The sequence below is a fragment of the Streptomyces sp. cmx-18-6 genome, assembly GCF_046548915.1.
In the GTDB taxonomy this organism is placed as follows: Bacteria; Actinomycetota; Actinomycetes; order Streptomycetales; family Streptomycetaceae; genus Streptomyces.
The window spans coordinates 95,032-112,926 of record NZ_JAEBEP010000004.1; the positions used below are offsets into that span (position 1 = coordinate 95,032).

The 17,895-nt window shown below is 72.0% G+C and carries 16 protein-coding genes and 1 riboswitch; of the genes, 7 read left to right on the top strand and 9 right to left on the bottom strand.

Going from position 1 to position 17,895, the window contains the following annotated elements; all coding sequences use genetic code 11:
* Positions 1-234: 234 nt before the first annotated feature.
* On the bottom strand, positions 235-1,674 hold the full coding sequence (locus tag ACLJPL_RS11110) for a gamma-aminobutyraldehyde dehydrogenase (RefSeq protein WP_411080613.1): 1,440 nt from the start codon (positions 1,672-1,674) through the stop codon (positions 235-237).
* A 177-nt stretch (positions 1,675-1,851) separates the two neighbouring features.
* Between ACLJPL_RS11110 and ACLJPL_RS11115 the strand changes: the two genes are divergently transcribed.
* From ACLJPL_RS11115 to ACLJPL_RS11130, 4 genes are all read left to right on the top strand, one after another.
* Positions 1,852-2,343, top strand: coding sequence for an Lrp/AsnC family transcriptional regulator (locus ACLJPL_RS11115; RefSeq protein WP_411080614.1), 492 nt, complete (start codon positions 1,852-1,854; stop codon positions 2,341-2,343).
* Entirely contained in the window at positions 2,328-3,707 is a 1,380-nt protein-coding gene (locus ACLJPL_RS11120) for an aspartate aminotransferase family protein (RefSeq protein ID WP_411080615.1), read from the top strand. Before ACLJPL_RS11115 ends, ACLJPL_RS11120 begins: the two co-directional genes overlap by 16 nt.
* A 338-nt stretch (positions 3,708-4,045) precedes the next feature.
* Positions 4,046-4,783 (top strand): ABC transporter ATP-binding protein, encoded by a 738-nt coding sequence (locus ACLJPL_RS11125; protein ID WP_411080616.1) that lies wholly within the window; start codon positions 4,046-4,048, stop codon positions 4,781-4,783.
* A complete protein-coding gene (locus ACLJPL_RS11130) occupies positions 4,765-5,925 on the top strand; it encodes a hypothetical protein (RefSeq protein WP_411080617.1) in 1,161 nt (386 codons plus the stop codon). The genes ACLJPL_RS11125 and ACLJPL_RS11130 overlap by 19 nt, the downstream gene beginning before the upstream one ends.
* A gap of 161 nt (positions 5,926-6,086) precedes the next feature.
* Here ACLJPL_RS11130 and ACLJPL_RS11135 read toward each other — a convergent pair whose 3' ends face one another.
* From ACLJPL_RS11135 to ACLJPL_RS11145, 3 genes are all read right to left on the bottom strand, one after another.
* Positions 6,087-6,560, bottom strand: coding sequence for an SRPBCC family protein (locus ACLJPL_RS11135; RefSeq protein WP_411080618.1), 474 nt, complete (start codon positions 6,558-6,560; stop codon positions 6,087-6,089).
* A gap of 224 nt (positions 6,561-6,784) precedes the next feature.
* Positions 6,785-7,921, bottom strand: coding sequence for a glycosyltransferase family 4 protein (locus ACLJPL_RS11140; RefSeq protein WP_411080619.1), 1,137 nt, complete (start codon positions 7,919-7,921; stop codon positions 6,785-6,787).
* Positions 7,922-7,970: 49 nt separating this feature from the next.
* The gene (locus ACLJPL_RS11145; protein ID WP_411080620.1) at positions 7,971-9,161 is read right to left on the bottom strand and encodes a glycosyltransferase 87 family protein; all 1,191 of its coding nucleotides are present in this window, start codon (positions 9,159-9,161) and stop codon (positions 7,971-7,973) included.
* Positions 9,162-9,303: 142 nt separating this feature from the next.
* On the opposite strand from ACLJPL_RS11145, the gene ACLJPL_RS11150 reads away from it, so the two are divergent.
* Both ACLJPL_RS11150 and ACLJPL_RS11155 read left to right on the top strand, forming a co-directional pair.
* A complete protein-coding gene (locus ACLJPL_RS11150) occupies positions 9,304-10,569 on the top strand; it encodes a sensor histidine kinase (RefSeq protein ID WP_411080621.1) in 1,266 nt (421 codons plus the stop codon).
* Positions 10,563-11,231 (top strand): response regulator, encoded by a 669-nt coding sequence (locus tag ACLJPL_RS11155; protein ID WP_411080622.1) that lies wholly within the window; start codon positions 10,563-10,565, stop codon positions 11,229-11,231. The genes ACLJPL_RS11150 and ACLJPL_RS11155 overlap by 7 nt, the downstream gene beginning before the upstream one ends.
* Before the next feature lie 21 nt (positions 11,232-11,252).
* Here the strand turns inward: ACLJPL_RS11155 and ACLJPL_RS11160 are convergent, their stop codons facing one another.
* The 5 genes from ACLJPL_RS11160 to ACLJPL_RS11180 all read right to left on the bottom strand — a co-directional run bounded on the left by ACLJPL_RS11160 (position 11,253) and on the right by ACLJPL_RS11180 (position 17,104).
* On the bottom strand, positions 11,253-12,275 hold the full coding sequence (locus tag ACLJPL_RS11160) for an ABC transporter ATP-binding protein (RefSeq protein ID WP_411080623.1): 1,023 nt from the start codon (positions 12,273-12,275) through the stop codon (positions 11,253-11,255).
* A gap of 5 nt (positions 12,276-12,280) precedes the next feature.
* Positions 12,281-13,894, bottom strand: a complete 1,614-nt coding sequence (locus ACLJPL_RS11165) for an ABC transporter permease (RefSeq protein WP_411080972.1) — start codon at positions 13,892-13,894, stop codon at positions 12,281-12,283.
* A gap of 125 nt (positions 13,895-14,019) precedes the next feature.
* The gene (locus ACLJPL_RS11170; protein WP_411080624.1) at positions 14,020-15,120 is read right to left on the bottom strand and encodes a thiamine ABC transporter substrate binding subunit; all 1,101 of its coding nucleotides are present in this window, start codon (positions 15,118-15,120) and stop codon (positions 14,020-14,022) included.
* 82 nt (positions 15,121-15,202) lie between these two features.
* Positions 15,203-15,319: riboswitch (TPP riboswitch) on the bottom strand.
* 83 nt (positions 15,320-15,402) lie between these two features.
* A complete protein-coding gene (gene rlmN, locus ACLJPL_RS11175) occupies positions 15,403-16,509 on the bottom strand; it encodes a 23S rRNA (adenine(2503)-C(2))-methyltransferase RlmN (protein ID WP_411080625.1) in 1,107 nt (368 codons plus the stop codon).
* A gap of 358 nt (positions 16,510-16,867) precedes the next feature.
* A complete protein-coding gene (locus ACLJPL_RS11180; RefSeq protein ID WP_411080626.1) occupies positions 16,868-17,104 on the bottom strand; it encodes a hypothetical protein in 237 nt (78 codons plus the stop codon).
* A 456-nt stretch (positions 17,105-17,560) separates the two neighbouring features.
* Here ACLJPL_RS11180 and ACLJPL_RS11185 point away from each other — a divergent pair, with 456 nt between their 5' ends.
* A complete protein-coding gene (locus ACLJPL_RS11185; protein WP_411080627.1) occupies positions 17,561-17,878 on the top strand; it encodes a hypothetical protein in 318 nt (105 codons plus the stop codon).
* The last annotated feature ends 17 nt before the right edge of the window (positions 17,879-17,895 follow it).

Genomic DNA, 17,895 nt, shown 5'->3' on the forward strand with positions numbered 1-17,895 from the left:
CCCGCGCAGGATGCCGGTCGGTCACGGCGGCGGACAATGGGCCAAGCGTCCAGCGGGACGGGGCCGCCCCGCACAGGTTGTACAGCGGGCGGTACGGATACGGCCCCGGGCGCGGAGCCCGGGGCCGTATCCGTGCGACGTGGGACGCGCGACGTGGCACGCGCTACGTGGGACGTGCTACGTGGGACGCGCGACGTGGCACGTGCTACGTGCGACGCGGCACGTGCGACGCGGTCAGTCCTCGATGGACGTCATGACGTGCTTGACGCGGGTGTAGTCCTCGAAGCCGTACGCCGAGAGGTCCTTGCCGTAGCCGGACTTCTTGAACCCGCCGTGCGGCATCTCCGCGACCAGCGGGATGTGGGTGTTGATCCACACGCAGCCGAAGTCGAGGTTCTTGGACATGCGCATGGCGCGGGAGTGGTTCGTCGTCCACACCGAGGAGGCGAGCGCGTAGTCGACGCCGTTGGCGTACTCGACGGCCTGCTTCTCGTCGGTGAACGACTGGACGGTGATGACGGGTCCGAAGACCTCGTTCTGGATGATCTCGTCGTCCTGCTTGAGGCCGGAGACGACGGTCGGGGCGTAGAAGTAGCCCTTGTCGCCGACCCGGTGGCCGCCCGCCTCGACCTTGGCGTGGGCGGGCAGGCGCTCGATGAAGCCGCTGACCTGATTCAGCTGGTTGACGTTGTTGAGCGGCCCGTACGCCACGTCCTCGTCGTCCGGCTGACCGGTCTTCGTGTCGGCGGCGGCCTTGGCGAGCGCGGCGACGAAGTCGTCGTGGATGGACTCGTGGACCAGGACGCGGGTCGCGGCCGTACAGTCCTGGCCCGCGTTGAAGAAGCCCGCCTCCGAGATGCCGGAGACGGTCTTGGCGATGTCGGCGTCCTCGAACACCACGACGGGCGCCTTGCCGCCGAGCTCCAGGTGGACGCGCTTGACGTCCTTGGCGGCGGACTCGGCGACCTGGATGCCGGCCCGGACCGAACCGGTGATGGAGGCCATCGCCGGGGTCGGGTGCTCGACCATGGCGCGGCCGGTGTCCCGGTCGCCGCACAGGACGTTGAAGACGCCCTTGGGCAGGATCTGGCCCATGATCTCGGCCATCAGCACGGTCGACGCCGGGGTGGTGTCGGACGGCTTGATGACGACCGTGTTGCCCGCGGCGAGGGCCGGGGCGAACTTCCACACGGCCATCATCATCGGGTAGTTCCACGGCGCGACCTGGGCGCATACGCCCACGGGCTCGCGGCGGACGATGGAGGTCAGGCCCTCCATGTACTCGCCGGCCGAGCGGCCCTCCAGGAGCCGGGCGGCCCCCGCGAAGAAGCGGATCTGGTCCACCATCGGCGGGATCTCTTCGCTGCGGGTGAGCCCGATCGGCTTGCCGGTGTTCTCCGACTCGGCGGCGATCAGGTCCTCGGCCCGCTCCTCGAAGGCGTCCGCGATCTTCAGCAGGGCCTTCTGGCGCTCGGCGGGCGTGGTGTCGCGCCAGGCGGGGAACGCCGCGGCGGCGGCCTCCATGGCGGCATCGACGTCGGCCTGGCCGGAGAGCGGGGAGGTCGCGTAGACCTCTTCCGTCACCGGGCTGACCACATCGATGGTCCGCCCGTCCGCGGCGTCCCGGAACTCTCCGTTGATGTAGTTGCGCAGACGGCGCACCTCGGTGGTCACAACCACCCCTCCTGTCGGCTGTCCGATGGGTGAGATGTCCACCCTAATCGCTCCGGTGTCGCTTTCGACATAGCCACCCGCCCCCAACTTCGGATTCAGTCAGTTCTGAGCACTCAAACAACGAATTTCATCGATCTGGGGTTGCGATACAGACGAGGAGCGGTGCAGAGTGGATGTGTGGCCAGTCGCAGCGCAGACTCCAGGAACGGGAACGGATCACCGCCAGCGGTCGATGCCGTCTCCCTCGCAATCATCGAGCAGCTCCAGGAGGACGGACGCCGTCCGTACGCCGCGATCGGCAAGGCCGTGGGCCTCTCCGAAGCGGCTGTGCGCCAGCGCGTCCAGAAGCTGCTCGACCAGGGCGTGATGCAGATCGTCGCCGTCACGGACCCGCTCACCGTGGGATTCCGGCGCCAGGCGATGGTCGGCATCAACGTCGAGGGCGACCTCGACCCGGTGGCCGAGGCCCTGTCGGCCATGGCCGAGTGCGAGTACGTGGTGATGACCGCGGGCTCCTTCGACCTGATGGTGGAGATCGTCTGCGAGGACGACGACCACCTGCTGGAGATGATCAACAAACGCATCCGGACTCTCCCCGGCGTGCGCTCCACCGAGAGCTTTGTTTACCTCAAGCTCAAGAAGCAGACCTATATGTGGGGAACCCGATAGCCGTGAGCAAGGACCTCAGCCGAACCGCGTACGACCACCTGTGGATGCACTTCACCCGCATGTCGGACTACGAGAACGCGCCCGTTCCCACCATCGTGCGTGGCGAGGGAACGTACATCTTCGACGACAAGGGCAAGCGCTACCTGGACGGCCTCTCCGGCCTGTTCGTGGTCAACGCCGGCCACGGTCGTCACGAGCTCGCCGAGACGGCGTACAAGCAGGGCCAGGAGCTCGCCTTCTTCCCGGTGTGGTCCTACGCCCACCCGAAGGCCGTCGAGCTGGCCGAACGTCTCGCCGACTACGCCCCGGGCGACCTCAACAAGGTCTTCTTCACCACCGGTGGCGGCGAGGCCGTCGAGACCGCCTGGAAGCTGGCCAAGCAGTACTTCAAGCTCAAGGGCCAGCCGACCAAGTACAAGGTCATCTCGCGTGCGGTCGCCTACCACGGCACCCCGCAGGGCGCCCTGTCCATCACCGGCCTCCCGGCCCTGAAGGCCCCCTTCGAGCCGCTGGTCCCCGGCGCGCACAAGGTGCCGAACACCAACATCTACCGCGCCCCGCTCTTCGGCGACGACCCGGTGGCCTTCGGCCGCTGGGCCGCCGACCAGATCGAGCAGGAGATCCTCTTCGAGGGCCCCGAGACCGTCGCCGCGGTCTTCCTGGAGCCCGTGCAGAACGCGGGCGGCTGTTTCCCGCCGCCGCCCGGCTACTTCCAGCGGGTCCGCGAGATCTGCGACAAGTACGACGTGCTGCTCGTCTCCGACGAGGTCATCTGCGCCTTCGGCCGCCTCGGCACGATCTTCGCCTGCGACAAGTTCGGCTACGTACCGGACATGATCACCTGCGCGAAGGGCATGACCTCCGGCTACTCCCCGATCGGCGCGTGCATCGTCTCCGACCGGATCGCCGAGCCGTTCTACGAGGGCGGCAACACCTTCCTGCACGGCTACACCTTCGGCGGCCACCCGGTCTCCGCCGCGGTCGGCCTCGCCAACCTGGACATCTTCGAGCGCGAGAACCTCACGCAGCACGTCCTGGACAACGAGAACGCCTTCCTCACCACGCTGCAGAAGCTGCACGACCTGCCGATCGTCGGCGACGTCCGCGGCAACGGCTTCTTCTACGGCATCGAGCTGGTGAAGGACAAGGCCACCAAGGAGACCTTCACCGACGAGGAGACCGAGCGCGTCCTGTACGGCTTCCTCTCCAAGGCGCTGTACGACAACGGCCTCTACTGCCGGGCCGACGACCGCGGCGACCCGGTCGTGCAGCTCGCACCGCCGCTGATCTCGGACCAGTCGACGTTCGACGAGATCGAGGGCATCCTGCGGGCGGTGCTGACGGAGGCGTGGACGAAGCTCTGATCCGTCAGGGGCCTCTGAGCCGTCAGGGGCCTCTGCGGCCTCTGAGCCGTCAGCAGCCTCTGAGCCGTCAGCGGCGTCTGAGCTTCGTCAGGCTGTGAGCTTCGCGCTTTGAGGGTTCCGACCCTCGCCATGACCCCTGGATGATCATCATCCAGGGGTCATTTCATACGGTCCACCCGGCCCGGATGCGCCCGTTCGAGTGGGAAGGGGCTCATCCGGGCCACGTGTTGTGCGCACACCCCGGTCCGACTCCCTACGGTGCCCAGTGACCGATCGGCCGCGTCCTCGTTCCCCCGTACGGGGGAACGGGAAAACTCATCCGAACCGAGGTGTACGCCATGGTGGCCCCGCCCGACAACGACGTGATCTGGGCGCGTTCCCTGCACCACTCCCACAACGGATCGCCCGGTCTCGGCGGTGTCTCCCTGGGCGTCCGCGACGCCGAGATCCTGGCCGTGACCGGTCCGCGCGGCAGCGGGAAGACGACCCTGCTGCACTGCCTGTCGGGGCGGCTGGTGCCCGAGGAGGGCGAGGTCTGGTTCAACAGCGTGCCCGTGCACACCATGGCCCCCCGGCTGCGCGAGCAGCTGCGGCGGGAACGGTTCGGCTGGATCGGCTCCGACCCTCAGCTCGTCCCGGAGCTGACCTCCTGGGAGAACACGGCGCTGCCGCTGCTGCTGCGCGGGGTCTCCCACCGGGCCGCCAAGAAGGCCGCGACGGAGTGGCTGGAACGCCTGGACATCGCCGCCTTCGCCAAGAAGCGCCCGCACGCCCTGCTCCAGGCGCAGCGTCAGCGGATCTCCGTCGCCCGGGCCCTGTGCGCCGCGCCGACCGTGATCTTCGCCGACGAGCCCACCGCCACGCTGCACCGGGCCGAGCGCACCCAGCTCCTGCGCACCCTGACCACCGCCGCCCGCTCGCACGACATCACGGTCGTCCTGGCCACCCATGACGCCGAGATCGCGGCGCTCGCCGACCGTGCCGTCGCCCTGCTGGACGGCCGCCGCGTCGCCACGGTCGATCTGCCCGCGGCACCGGATGCGGAGGGCCACTCGGCGTGCTCGCTCTCCGTCTAGCCCGCGGTACGCATCCCCTCGTCCTGGTCCGGCGGCTGCTGGTGGCCGCCGCTTCGGCCGGAGTCGGCTTCCTGCTCCTGGCCGCCCTCGGCTACGCCTCCGCGCACCCCGCGTCCGCCGGTTCGGTGCTGCGGCTGCTGTGGTGCCTGATCCCGCTGGCCGCCACCGTGCAGTTCGCCGTGGCGGTGGCCCGTACGGACCCGAGCACCCGGCCCCGTCCCGGCCTCTCCTCCGTGGGCCTCGGCCCGGTGCGGCTCTCCGTGCTGGCCGCGGTCTCGACCGCCGTCTCCACCACGCTCGGCTCGATGGTCGCGCTGCTCTTCTTCCTCCATCTGCGCGGCGACCTCACCGGGATGCCGTTCGACGGCGGCGCGGCGGAGTTCCTCGGCGCGGGCGCTCCGTTGCCGCTGGCCGCCGCGCTGATGCTGCTCGCTCTCGTACCGGTGGCGTCGGCGACCGCGAGCGCGCTGGCGCTGCGGTCGCGGCCCGACGCGGCACGGGACCCCTTCGGCTCCGACGAGCTGCCCGAGCCCGCTCCCGCGCCGGCCGGGCTCCCGTGGGGCGTGGCGCTGACGGCCGCCGGGCTGGCGATCGAGGCGTACGCGTCGCGGGAGGCGACGGGGCACGCGTTCCCGCTGCCGGGCCGGTTCGACGCGACCCCGGTGGCGGTGCTGGCCGGCTGGACCCTCACCGCGATCGGCCTGGCCATGGCCGGACCGGGGCTGGCCCATCTGTGCGGGCGGGCGCTCCAGGCGGTGCGCCCCGGTGCCGTACGCCTGCTGGCCGGGCGGGTCCTGATGGACGAGGCGCACCGGATCGGCCGCCCGCTCGGAATCGTCTGCGCGGTGCTCTCGGCGGCGCTCGCCGCGTCGACGCTGTACGGGGGCGGTGAGCGCCCCTGGGGCCCGCTCACCGCGCTCGGTGCGCTGCTGGTCCTCGGCTGCACGACGGCGACGCTGCTCACGTCGGCCCTGGAGGCCAAGCAGGCCCGCGCGCACACGGCCCAGGCGCTGCTGCGGATGGGCGCGCCGGCCTCCGCGCTGCGGGCCGCGACGGCGCTGCGGGCCGCCGCCCTGCTGGCCGTGTTCGCCCCGCTGACCTGGCTGATCGCGGAGCTGGCGGCGCTGCCGCTGACTCCGTGACTCGCTGAGGACGTCCCGGGGCCGGGGGCGCGGGGCCGGAAGGTCTGGGGCCGGAAGGTCAGGGCTTGGGTCGCGGGCCCCGGGCGCTGGGCGCCAGCGCGGGTCGCGGGCCCCGGGCGCGGGACGCGGGGCCCCGGCGCGGGACGCGGGGCCGGGGCGGCTCAGGGGTGGGTGGCGAGCCGGGCGACGAGGGCGTCGAGGAATGCCTCCCAGCCGTCCTCCGCCGCCGCGTACTGGGCGGGGGTGAGGTTGCCGCCGCGCTGCTGGAAGGCGAGCTCGGTGGTCCCGTCGCCGAGATCGGTGAAGGTCACGGTGATGATCTCGCCCTCCGCGGCCTCGGTGTCCTCAGGAGTCCCGGGCGCGGAGCCGTCCTTCAGCGTGAGGACCAGGCCGTCCGGCTCGCTCACCTCGCGGTACACCCCGTGGAACGGCATCTCGACACCCGGCATCACGATGACCAGGCTCCACGCGCCGCCGGGGCGGACATCCATTGAGACCCGGTCCAGCGGGACGTCGGCCTCGCCGCCGTACCAGGCCGCGAAGTCCTCCGGTGACGTCCAGGCCGCGAAGACCCGCTGCTGCGGGGCGGGGAGTACGCGGGTGAGGTCGATGCCCTGGCGGGTGCCACCGTTCATGGTCGCGGTCCTCGTCTCGTGGTCGCGGTCTGGGGGCCCGGAGCCCGGGGGCTGTGGCCTGGACCGGAATCCGGGGGTCCGGGGGGCCAGGGGGGGCCGGGGGGGGCCGTCTCCAGCTTGCCCGGCGCACCCGACCCTGTCCTGTCCTGCCACCCGTCCTGCATCCTGTACCGCCGCCAGCCCTGCCGCCCGGTCCTGCCGCGCGCCCGGTCCTGCCGCGCGGGTCAGGGGCGGAGCAGCCCCTCCAGGGTGGCGTACGCGCTGTCCCACCCCCACGCCTCGCGGACCCAGGCCCGCCCCTTCTCCCCCATCGCGGCGGCGGCCTCGCGGTCCCGCAGCAGCCCGACGAGCCGGTCCGCGACCGCGCCGACGTCCCGCCCGTCCACCACGTGCCCCGTCTCCCCGTCCCGTACGGCCTCCGGAGCGCCGCCCGAGTCACCGGCCAGGACGGGCAGCCCGGCCGCAGCCGCCTCCAGGAAGACGATCCCCAGCCCCTCCACCTCCAGGCCGCGCCTACGGGTCCGGCAGGGCATGGCGAAGACGTCGGCGGCGGCGTAATGGCCGGGCATCCCGGCGTGCGGCTGCCCACCGGCGAAGGTCACGCCGTCCGCGACCCCGGTGTCCGCGGCGAGCCGGCGCAGGGCGGGGGCGTACGGTCCGTCGCCGGTCAGCAGGAGTACGGCGTCGGGCACCGCGCGCCGTACGGCGGGGAGGGCGCGGATCAGGGTGTCCTGGCCCTTGCGGGGGACGAGCCGCGCCGCGCAGAGGATCACCGGCCGCGCGCCGAGCCCGTACCGCTCGCGCACGCGGCTCCCCTCGGCCCGCACCCGGAACGCGTCGGCGTCCACCCCCGGCGCGAGGCGCACCATCCGGCGGGCGGCGGCCGGGCCGAGTGCGGCGGCGATGGGGGCCCGGGTGGCGGCCCCGAGGTAGGTCACCGCGTCGGTACGGGCCCCGATCAGCCGGAGCAGCGCCCGGCTGCCCGGGGTGCGGGCCCACCACAGCTCGTGCCCGTGCGTGGTGGCGACGGCCCGCCGCACCCCGGTCTCCCGCCGCAGCCTCCCGGCCATCAGCCCGAGCGGTGCGGCGGCCCCGAACCACACACTGTCGCAGCCGTGGCGGCGGGCGAGCTCCACGGCGCGGGCGGCGACGCGCGGGGTCGGCAGCAGCATCCGGGCGGGGTCGCGGATCACCGGGTACGGCAGATGGGCGTCATGGGCGGCCGCCCCCGGTTCGGCGGAGGTGTACACGACGACGGAATCGGCGGGGAACCGTCCGGTCATGGCGTGGACGAAGGTCTCGATGCCGCCCTGGCGCGGCGGGAAGTCGTTGGTGACGACGAGGGTGCGGCGGCGGTTCATCGCGTTGCCTTCCTTTGGTACGCGTACGGGGCGGGGCCGTGCCGGACAGTCATCGCGACGCCTTCTTTCGCACGCGGAGACGCACGAACGGGTGAACGGGCCCCTGCCGATCCACCGCCGCCCATACCGCGAGGACCAGCGGGAACACCAGGTACCCGAACCGGGTCGCCGGCAGGAACGCGATGGCCAGGAGCAGCCCGAGCGCGAGCCGCAGCGCGGCGTCCGGGGCCGTGGCCGGAGGGCGTACGAGCAGCGAGAGGGCCACCAGCAGGGCGCTCGCCCCGAGCAGGAGCAGGGCCAGGGTCCGGCCGCCGGGGACATGGGTGGCGAGGAGGTGGCCGGGGAGCGGGCTGGCGGCGGAGGACACCGCGTCGGTCAGGCCGAGGGGGAAGGCGACGACGTGGGCGTAGAAGGCTCCGGGGTCGCGCAGGGCGGCGGGCAGGACGAGCGCTACGGCGGTGGCGACGGTGACGAGCGCGCAGCGCGAAGCACCACGGCCCGCCCGTGCCGAGGCCGACAGTGCCAGCACCACCGGCAGCGCCGGCCACGCGGTCCACTTGAGCGCCGCCGCGAGCCCGGTCCAGAGCCCGGCGCGCCCGGCCCTCCCCCGGCCCGCCTCCGCCAGCCCGAGGCACATCAGGCCCACCACCGGCAGGTCCACCCCGCCGACCGCGAGCGGTAGCGCGACCAACGGACAGGCGGCGATCCACAGCAGCGGGTCGCGCCGTGCTCCCGCCGGAAGGGCGTACGCGAACGCGGTGAGGAAGGCCGCGCCCATCCACAGCCGGGGATCGGTGAGCGGATGGGCACCGGCCACCGCCTCCGGGAGGCCGAAGACCGCCATGCCGGGCAGGTACGGGGTGAAGTCCCCGGGTATCAGCGGGTGCGCGGCGTACGGCGTTCCGTCCGCCAGCAGGAGCGTGGCCGACCGGGCCACCACCTCCACCTCCAACTGCGCCCGGTCCAGGGCCAGGAGCACCGCGAGCGGCAGCGCGACCGCGCCGGTGACGGCGACCGCGCCCACGGTCCGGGCGGAGCGACCGCGTGCGGCGAGTACGGCGGCCGCCGCGTAACCCAGTGCGCCGGCGACGCCCCAGACGCGGTGCGGGCCGAGAGAGGTGAGGGCGGCCAGGGCCAGCGACGCCGCCGCGCAGGACGCCCACCAACCGGGGCCGCCGGGCAGCGCGAAGCGGTCCTGTCGTCGCTGGTCAGGGAGGGTGGAGGGAGCAGTCGTCGCCATGGATCCGAGGCTAGGAACGGCCCGTTCACGGGTCGTCACACCACCGTCCGGTCCTCCGGCTCAACCCGTGGCATGACAGGGGCCCGTGAATTCCCCCCGTGCTCCGATGCGCACGCCCCGGGCGGCGTTGAAGAATCGTCGTATGACACGCACCATCGGGGAGAGCGGCGAAACGGCAGCGCCCGCCGTCGAAGCCCCGCCACCGGAAGGGAACCTGCGGCGGCGGTTGCTGCGCTTGACGTCGGCGCCCGCGTACGCCGTGCTGACCGGGGGCGCGTTGACGCTCTTCGCCGTCGTGGAGCTGCTTCTCGTACCAAGTTCGGCGATCACGGCCTTCGCGGTGCTGCTGTGCACGGCCTCGTTGACGCTGCGCACCGCCCACCCCGCTGTCGGGCTGCTGAGCGTCGGCGCGGCGCTGCTCGGCTTCGGCACCGACGGCAACATGGCGTACGCGACGGTGGCCGGTCTGCTGATGGGCTGCTACACGGTGGGGCGGCACCGGGTGCAGCATCCGGCGGTGCTCGTACCGGCCGGGGCGCTCGCCGCGCTGACGGTCAACCTGGTCCACATCGACCGCTGGACCCGCGACGGCTCCCCCGGCCTTCCCGCGCTCCAGGGCGCCGACCGGTTCAGCCTCGGGCTGTACGCCGAGACGCTGGTGCTGACGGTGGCGATCCTGGGCGCGGTGAGCGCGGGTGACGCGGTACGGGCGCGCGAGGAGGCCCGGCACACACGGGCCGCGGCCCAGTCCCGGCTGCTGGCGATGGAGCGGCGGCAGGCGGCGGAGGCGGAGCGGGCGGCGATCGCACGGGAGTTGCACGACATGATCGCGCACTCGGTGTCGATGATCGCGGTGCGGGCCGAGAGCGCCACGTACACGACGCCGGATCTCTCGCCGCCGGCGAGGGACGCGTTCCAGGAGATCGCGGGCACGGCACGGTCCTCGATGGCGGAGCTGCGCCGGTTGCTCGGGGTGCTGCGCACGGGTGTCGACGCACCTGTTCTCACCGCCCCGCAGCCGTCGCTGGCCGCGCTCGACGAGCTCCTGGACCAGCACCGGACGGTGGACGGTTCGGCCGAACTGCGGGTCAGCGGGGAGGCGATGCCGCTGCCGGCGTCGTGGGAGCTGTCGGCGTACCGGATCGTGCAGGAGGCCCTGACCAATGTGCGCCGGCACGCACCGGGCGCGCACGCGGTCGTGGAGATCGACCACCGGCCGGGGCTGCTGAGGGTCCGGGTCGGTGACGACGGACCGGGGCCGCCCGCGACCCCCGCTACGGAATCCGCCGGGCGTCCGGGGCACGGGCTGGTGGGCATGCGTGAACGGGCCGCCCTGCTGGGCGGCCGGCTGACCACCGGCCGGAGTCCGGCCGGGGGCTATCTCGTGGAGGCGGAACTCCCGTGGTGATCCGAGTGATCGTCGCCGACGACCAGGCGATCGTACGGACGGCGTTCGCCGGCCTGCTGGACACCCAGGAGGACATCGAGGTGGTCGGCGAGGCGGAGGACGGCGAGCAGGCGGTCCGCGTCGCGGCCGAGCTCCGGCCCGACGTCGCCCTGTTGGACATCCGGATGCCCCGGCTCGGCGGGATCGACGCGGCCCGCGAAATCGTCACCGCGTCGGGCGGGGCGACGAAGGCGCTGATGCTGACGACGTTCGGCCTGGACGAGTACGTGTACGACGCCCTGACGGCGGGAGCCAGCGGCTTCCTCCTCAAGGACGCGACCTTCCCCGAACTGCTGAACGCGGTACGGGTGGTGGCGGGCGGGCACGCGCTGCTCGCGCCCGAGGTCACCGGGCGGCTGATCGCGGAGTTCACCCGGCAGCGGGTCAGCGCGCCCCCGGTCCGCTCCGTCGAGGGGCTGACGGCGCGCGAGGCGGAGGTGCTCGTCCTCATCGCGCAGGGGCTGTCCAACGCGGACATCGCCGTCCGGCTGACCATCACCGATCACACGGTGAAGACGCACATCAACCGGCTCTTCGCGAAGATGGGGCTGCGGGACCGGGCCCAGGCGGTGATCCTGGCGTACGAACTGGGGCTGGTGGTGGCCGGAACGCGCGTCCCCTGAGGTGCTGACGGGCCCCGCCGATCACTCCCCCGCCAGCACCACGGTCTCCGCCGCGTCGAACCGGACGCCCACCACCGCGCCCTCGTCCGGGGTGTCCCGGAGCGGGCACTCGGCCTCCAGCACCGGCGCGTTCTCGGGGCTCAGCCGCACCGCCACATGGTTCCCCCGGAACGTGCGCACGCCGACGGTGCAGCGCAGCCCGTCCTCCGGAGCCCCGATGAGCACCCCGGCCGGGCGCACCAGCAGGTCGACGTCGCCCTGGGGCGAGCCCTCGGGCACCGGCACCTTGCCCCAGGCGGTGGCGGCGGCCCGGCCGGTCACGGTCGCGGGGGTCACGTTGTCGAAGCCGAGGAAGCGGGCGACGAACGCGGAGGCGGGGCGCTGCCACACGTCCAGCGGGCTGCCCTCCTGAGCGATCCGGCCGTCCCGCATCACCACCACCTGGTCGGCGAGCGCGAACGCCTCACCCTGGTCGTGGGTGACGGCGAGCACCGTCGTACCCAACTCGCGGAACAGTGTCCGGAGTTCGACGACCAGGCGTTCGCGCAGGCTGCGGTCGAGCTGGCCGAGCGGTTCGTCCAGCATCAGGAGCTTGGGGCGCGGGGCGAGGGCCCGGGCCAGGGCGACGCGCTGCTGTTCGCCGCCGGAGAGGGCGGCGACCGCGCGGCGTTCGGAGCCGGGGAGGCCGACCAGGTCGAGGAGTTCCCCCACTCTCCGCCCGGCCTCGGCGCGCCCGGCCCCGTGCATCCGCAGCCCGAAGGCCACATTGGCTCCGACGTCGCGGTGCGGGAAGAGCTGGTGGTCCTGGAACATCAGGCCGAGCCCGCGCCGGTGGACCGGTACGCCGCGCTGGTCCTGGCCGGCCAGCAGCACCCGGCCGCCGTCCATCGGCTGAAGCCCGGCGACGGCGCGCAGCAGGGTGGACTTGCCGCTGCCGCTGGGACCGAGCACGCAGACGATCCGGTGGTCGGCGACCTCCAGGTCGACGGCGTCGAGCGCGGTCCGCCTCCCGAACCGTACGGTGGCCGCTTCCAGGCTCAGCATGTCGTTCAGAACTCCCCGGATCGGTCGGTACGGATGCGTTCGAGGAGCAGCAGCGAGACCGCGCACACCAGCATCAGGATCGTGCTGAGGGCCATCGCCTGCCCGTAGTTGAGCTCCCCGGAGCGGCCCAGCAGCCGGGCGACGGCGACCGGCAGGGTCGGGTTGTCGGGCCGGGCGATGAAGACGGTCGCCCCGAACTCCCCGAGCGACACGGCGAACGCGAAGCCCGCCGCGACCAGCACCGCCCGCCGCACCAGGGGCAGATCGACCTCCCGCCAGGCCCGCAGCGGGGATGCCCCCAGTACGGCGGCGGCCTCGCGCAGCCGCTCGTCCACCGCACGCAGCACGGGGAGCATCGTCCGTACGACGAAGGGGACGCCCACCAGCGCCTGGGCCAGCGGGACCAGGATCCAGGAGGTCCGCAGGTCGAGCGGCGGCTCGTCGAGGGTGATGAGGAAGCCGAAGCCCACGGTGACGGCGGAGACCCCGAGCGGCAGCATCAGCAGCGCGTCGAAGCCGCGTACCAGCCGCCCCGCCCGCCGGGTCAGCGCGGCCGCCGCGAGACCGCCGACGACCAGCGCGATGAGGGTGGCGACGAACGCGTACTGGAGCGAGTTGCCGACCGCCTCCAGCGGGGCGACCAGGAAGGTCGAGCCGCTGGAGCCCGCCGACTGGAGGGCCTCGTAGTAGCCGAGGCCGTAACCGCCCGGCCCGTCGAACGACCGCTCCACCAGCACCCCGAGCGGCAGCAGGATCAGCACGAGCGCGGTGAGCAGCACCCCGCCGAGCAGTGCCCACTGTCCGGGGCCGTGCGGCCGGCGGGAGGTCTGGGCCGGGTCGACGAGCTTCAGCGCCCGCTCCCGGCGGCGTACGGTCACGGCGTGCAGGGCGAGGATCGCGCCGACCGCCACGAACTGCACCATGGTCAGCACGGCGGCGGTCGGCAGGTCGAGCAGTTGGGCGGTCTGCCGGTAGACCTCCACCTCCAGGGTGGAGTACGCGGGGCCGCCGAGGATCTGCACGACGCCGAACGAGGTGAACGTGAAGAGGAAGACCATCAGCGTGGCGGCGGCCACCGCCGGGGCGAGCGCGGGCAGCGTCACACGTCGCCAGGCGGCCAACCGTCCCGCGCCGAGCACCCGGGCGGCCTCCTCCTGGCGCGGGTCCAGTTGCGACCACAGACCGCCCACCGTCCGTACGACCACCGCGTAGTTGAAGAAGACGTGGGCCAGCAGGATCGCCCACACGGTGGTGTCGAGCCGTACGCCCCACAGCTCGTCCAGGAACCCGCCGCGCCCGAGCAGCGCCAGGAACGCGGTGCCGACGACGACGGTGGGCAGGACGAACGGCACGGTGACGACCGCGCGCAGCACCTGCTTCCCGGGGAAGTCGAGGCGGGCGAAGACGTACGCGCCGGGCAGGGCGATCAGGAGGGTGAGCGCGGTGGAGGCGAGGGCCTGCCAGGTGGTGAACCAGAGGACGTCGAGGATGTCGGGGCGGGCGAGCACCGTGCCGATGCGCCCGAACTGCCAGTCGCCGTCCGTCTTCAGCCCGCGGCCGACGATCGCGGACACGGGGTAGGCGAAGAAGACGGCGAAGAACGCGACGGGCACGGCCATCAGACCGATCCGCACCGCGGCTCCGCGCTGCCCGCCGCCGCCGGCGGACCGTCGCACGTCTCCGCCGCCGGACCGCCGCCCGCCGCCGGGCTCGGAGTCGGGCCCGGCGGCTTTGGTCGTGCCGCCTACTTCACGACGAGCGAGTGCCACGACTGGACCCACTGCTCACGGTTGGCGGCGATCTTGTCCGGGGCCACCGTAGCCGGCTTGTCGACGGTCTCGCCGAACTCCGTGAAGATCTCCGGCAGCTTCGCGTCCTTCACGACCGGGTTCACGAACATCTTCAGCGGGACGTCCTCCTGGAACGTCTTGCCGATCAGGAAGTCCAGCAGCGCCTTGCCGCCCGCCTCGTTCTTCGCCCCCGTCAGCAGCCCGGCGTACTCGGTCTGCCGGAAGCAGGTGCCGGTGGCGACCCCGGTCGGGGCCTCCTTGGGCCGCGGGTCGGCGTAGAGGACCTCGACGGGCGGGCTGGAGGCGTAACTGACGACCAGGGGCCGGTCCGCGCCGGTCTTCTTTCCGCCCGCCGAGCCCGAGAACTCCTCGTGGTACGCCTCCTCCCAGCCGTCGACGACCTTGACGCCGTTGGCCTTCAGCTTCTTCCAGTACTCCTCGTAACCGTCCTCGCCCTGGGCCGCGACGGTGCCGAGGAGGAAGCCGAGGCCGGGCGAGGAGTTCGCCGCGTTCTCGGTGACGAGGAGGTTCTTGTACGCGGGCTTCAGCAGGTCCTCGAAGGTCTGCGGCGGCGCGAGCTTCTTGTCGGCGAAGTACTTCTTGTCGTAGTTGACGCAGATGTCGCCGGTGTCGACGGGCGTGACGCGGTGTTCCCCGTCCTGCTCGGTGCCGTCCGCGAGCCGGTCGAGGCCCTTGGCCTCGTACGGAATGAAGAGGCCGTTGTCGAGGGCGCGGGAGAGCAGGGTGTTGTCGACGCCGAAGAAGACGTCGCCGCGCGGGGAGCCCTTCGTCAGGATCTCCTGGTTGAGCGCGGCCCCGGCGTCGCCGCTCTTGAGGAGCTCGACGGTGTAGCCGCTCTTCTCGGTGAACTGCTTCAGCACAGCTTCCGAGACGTCGAAGGAGTCGTGGGTGACCAGGGTGACGGTCTTGGAGCCGCCGCCCTTCGACGCGCCGGATCCGGACGGGGAGCCGTCCGAGTCGCCGCAGCCCGCGAGGACGGTGACGCCGAGCGCCGCGGCGAGCGCGGTCGCGGCGTACTTCTTGGTGGTGTTCATGTGATTCCTCCTGGAGGTGACCAGGAAGAGACGCGGCCCCGCCCGCCGCCGGGTCGTACCGGAAGCGGGCAGGGCGCAACAGCTTGAGTAAGGTCCGAACTTCCTACCCGGAATGACCCGGGCGAGGTTCAGAGGGTCTGCGGCCAACCTGTCCTTGGTGCCGCACTCTCAGCGCTGTGGCGCTCCCCTGTCGGAATATGAAGTTGATTTCGGCCCAGGCTACACCGGCGGTTTTCGGCCGGACGGTGTGAGGGTCACCGGCCGCTCCCGGGCCACCGGTGGTCAGCGCTCGGAGGCCGCCAGCTGCCCGCAGGCCCCGTCGATCTCCTGGCCCCGGGTGTCCCGGACGGTGACGGGCACGCCATGGGCCGCGATGGCCTCGACGAACGCCTTCTCGTCCTCGGGCCGCGAGGCGGTCCACTTGGAGCCGGGCGTGGGGTTCAGCGGGATCAGGTTGACGTGCACCCGCTTGCCCTTGAGTAGCCGGCCGAGGAGGTCCCCGCGCCACGCCTGGTCGTTGATGTCCCGGATGAGGGCGTACTCGATGGAGATCCGGCGGCCGGACTTCTCCGCGTACTCCCAGGCGGCGTCCAGCACCTCCCGTACGTTCCACCGGGTGTTCACGGGGACGAGGGTGTCGCGCAGCTCGTCGTCCGGGGCGTGCAGCGAGACGGCGAGACGGCACTTGAAGCCCTCGTCGGCGAAACGCAGCATCGCCGGGACGAGCCCCACGGTGGAGACGGTGATCCCGCGCTGGGACAGGCCGAGGCCGTCCGGCTCGGGGTCGGTGAGCCGGCGGATCGCTCCGACGACGCGGTTGTAGTTGGCGAGCGGCTCGCCCATGCCCATGAAGACGATGTTGGACAGCCGGGCGGGACCGCCGGGCACGTCGCCGTCGCGCAGGGCGCGCATGCCGTCGACGATCTGGTGCACGATCTCGGCGGTCGACAGGTTCCGGTCGAGCCCGGCCTGCCCGGTGGCGCAGAAGGGGCAGTTCATCCCGCAGCCGGCCTGGGAGGAGATGCACATCGTGACGCGCTCGGGGTAGCGCATCAGGACGGACTCCACCAGCGTCCCGTCGTGCAGCTTCCACAGCGTCTTACGGGTGGTGTCGTCGTCGCAGCTGATGTGCCGCACCACGGACATCAGGTCGGGGAACAGCGCCTCGGCGAGCTTCTCCCGGGATCCGGCGGGAATGTTGGTCCACTGCGCCGGGTCGTGCGCGTACCGCGCGAAGTAGTGCTGCGAGAGCTGCTGGGCGCGGAACGGCTTCTCGCCGGTCGCGGCGACCGCTTCCTTGCGCTCGGCGGGCGTGAGGTCGGCGAGGTGCCGCGGGGGCTTCTTGGCTCCGCGGGGCGCGACGAAAGTGAGTTCTCCGGGCTTAGGCATGGTTCATCCAGTGTCGCAGACACGCCGGGGTGCGCCGGGCCGTCGCCGGACCCGCCCATGACAGTCGAATGCGCCCGGGCATCACCGGTATGCGCCGGCCGTGACCGGTGGCCCTCCATCGGCCCCGCCCCCGCGCGTACTCCCCGAACGCTGAAGAGACCTCCAGGGGGCCGGTCCGTTCCTGGAACGCACCGACCCCGCACGCACTCGGGAGTGTACGCACGCCTGGCGCCTTCGTGCGGGACCCACGGCGCCGACGACGGGGTCTTCGGCGCCTGGAGCCCGGGCCGTCGGCGCCGGACAGACGGAGGGGCGGCACTCGGAAAGTGCCGCCCCTCCATTCAGCCGCGCTAAGCAGCTAGACGATGTGCACATGCTCAGTCTCACCGTCCTGGTTGCGTAGCAGCAGGTCGCTGCCACCGTGGAGGCGCTCCTCGATGAACGCGTACACCTGAACCGCGCGGTTGATCACGTCGGTCTTGCTGAGGCCGGTCGCCGCGGTCAGTTTGTTCACCGCGTCGACGGCCGGCGGAACCAGCGTGACCGAATACCTCTCACTCGTCGGAACGTCTGCACCTCGACTGGCGCGTGCCATGACCTACCTCCCGGCTTGGTTACTTGATCTTAACTCGCCGCCCGAAAGTGCACCTGAGCTGCACCTGAGAGACGGGCAGCTACCTCAACTATGCCAGTAGTCGCGCACACGATCCACCTTTCCGGTGCATTTCTCTGCATCTTTACACCGGACTGACGCGCCCTCTGCTAGCTTTGGATGCACCTTGTCGCGGGCCACATGCCCGACGGCAAGGGGTCCCTGAAATGCGCCCCTGCGGGGGTGCACGCACGGCAGCGAGAGAAAGGGCGGTGAGCGCCATGAGGTGACAAGAAGTGGCGGCCGCTGACGGAAGTCGAGTTCTCACGGCGGTCGCGGCATGCACTTGATCGACTCGACACCCCTTCGTAAGCACTGAGAGAGGAGGCGGCATGTGGCGATGGATGCAGCCGGTACCCACCTAGGAAGGCCCTAGGGGTCCGGTGCGTGGAGGAAAAAATGCACCTGCCCGACTCGAATACCGCGCCTCTCGGGGAGAGTGGAGATCTCACCGAAGCCGCCTTCATCACGATCACGACTACGTCGAACGGCCCGTCCATCACAGCCTCGGTGCCCGGCACAGAGGCTGACCGGATGATGACGATGGGAGAGTTCGTCGTCGGCGTGGGTGGAACAGCGGTCGGTCCGTACGTGATGGCCAAAGCGCTCGAAGTGGCAGCCGTTGAGGTGCCGTGGCCTGCGCTGACCATCGTGCTCGTCCTCGCGGCACTGCTGCCGATGGGTGGCCTCTGGCTGACGATCCGTCTCCGGGGTTGACCGAATTTCGCCACCAA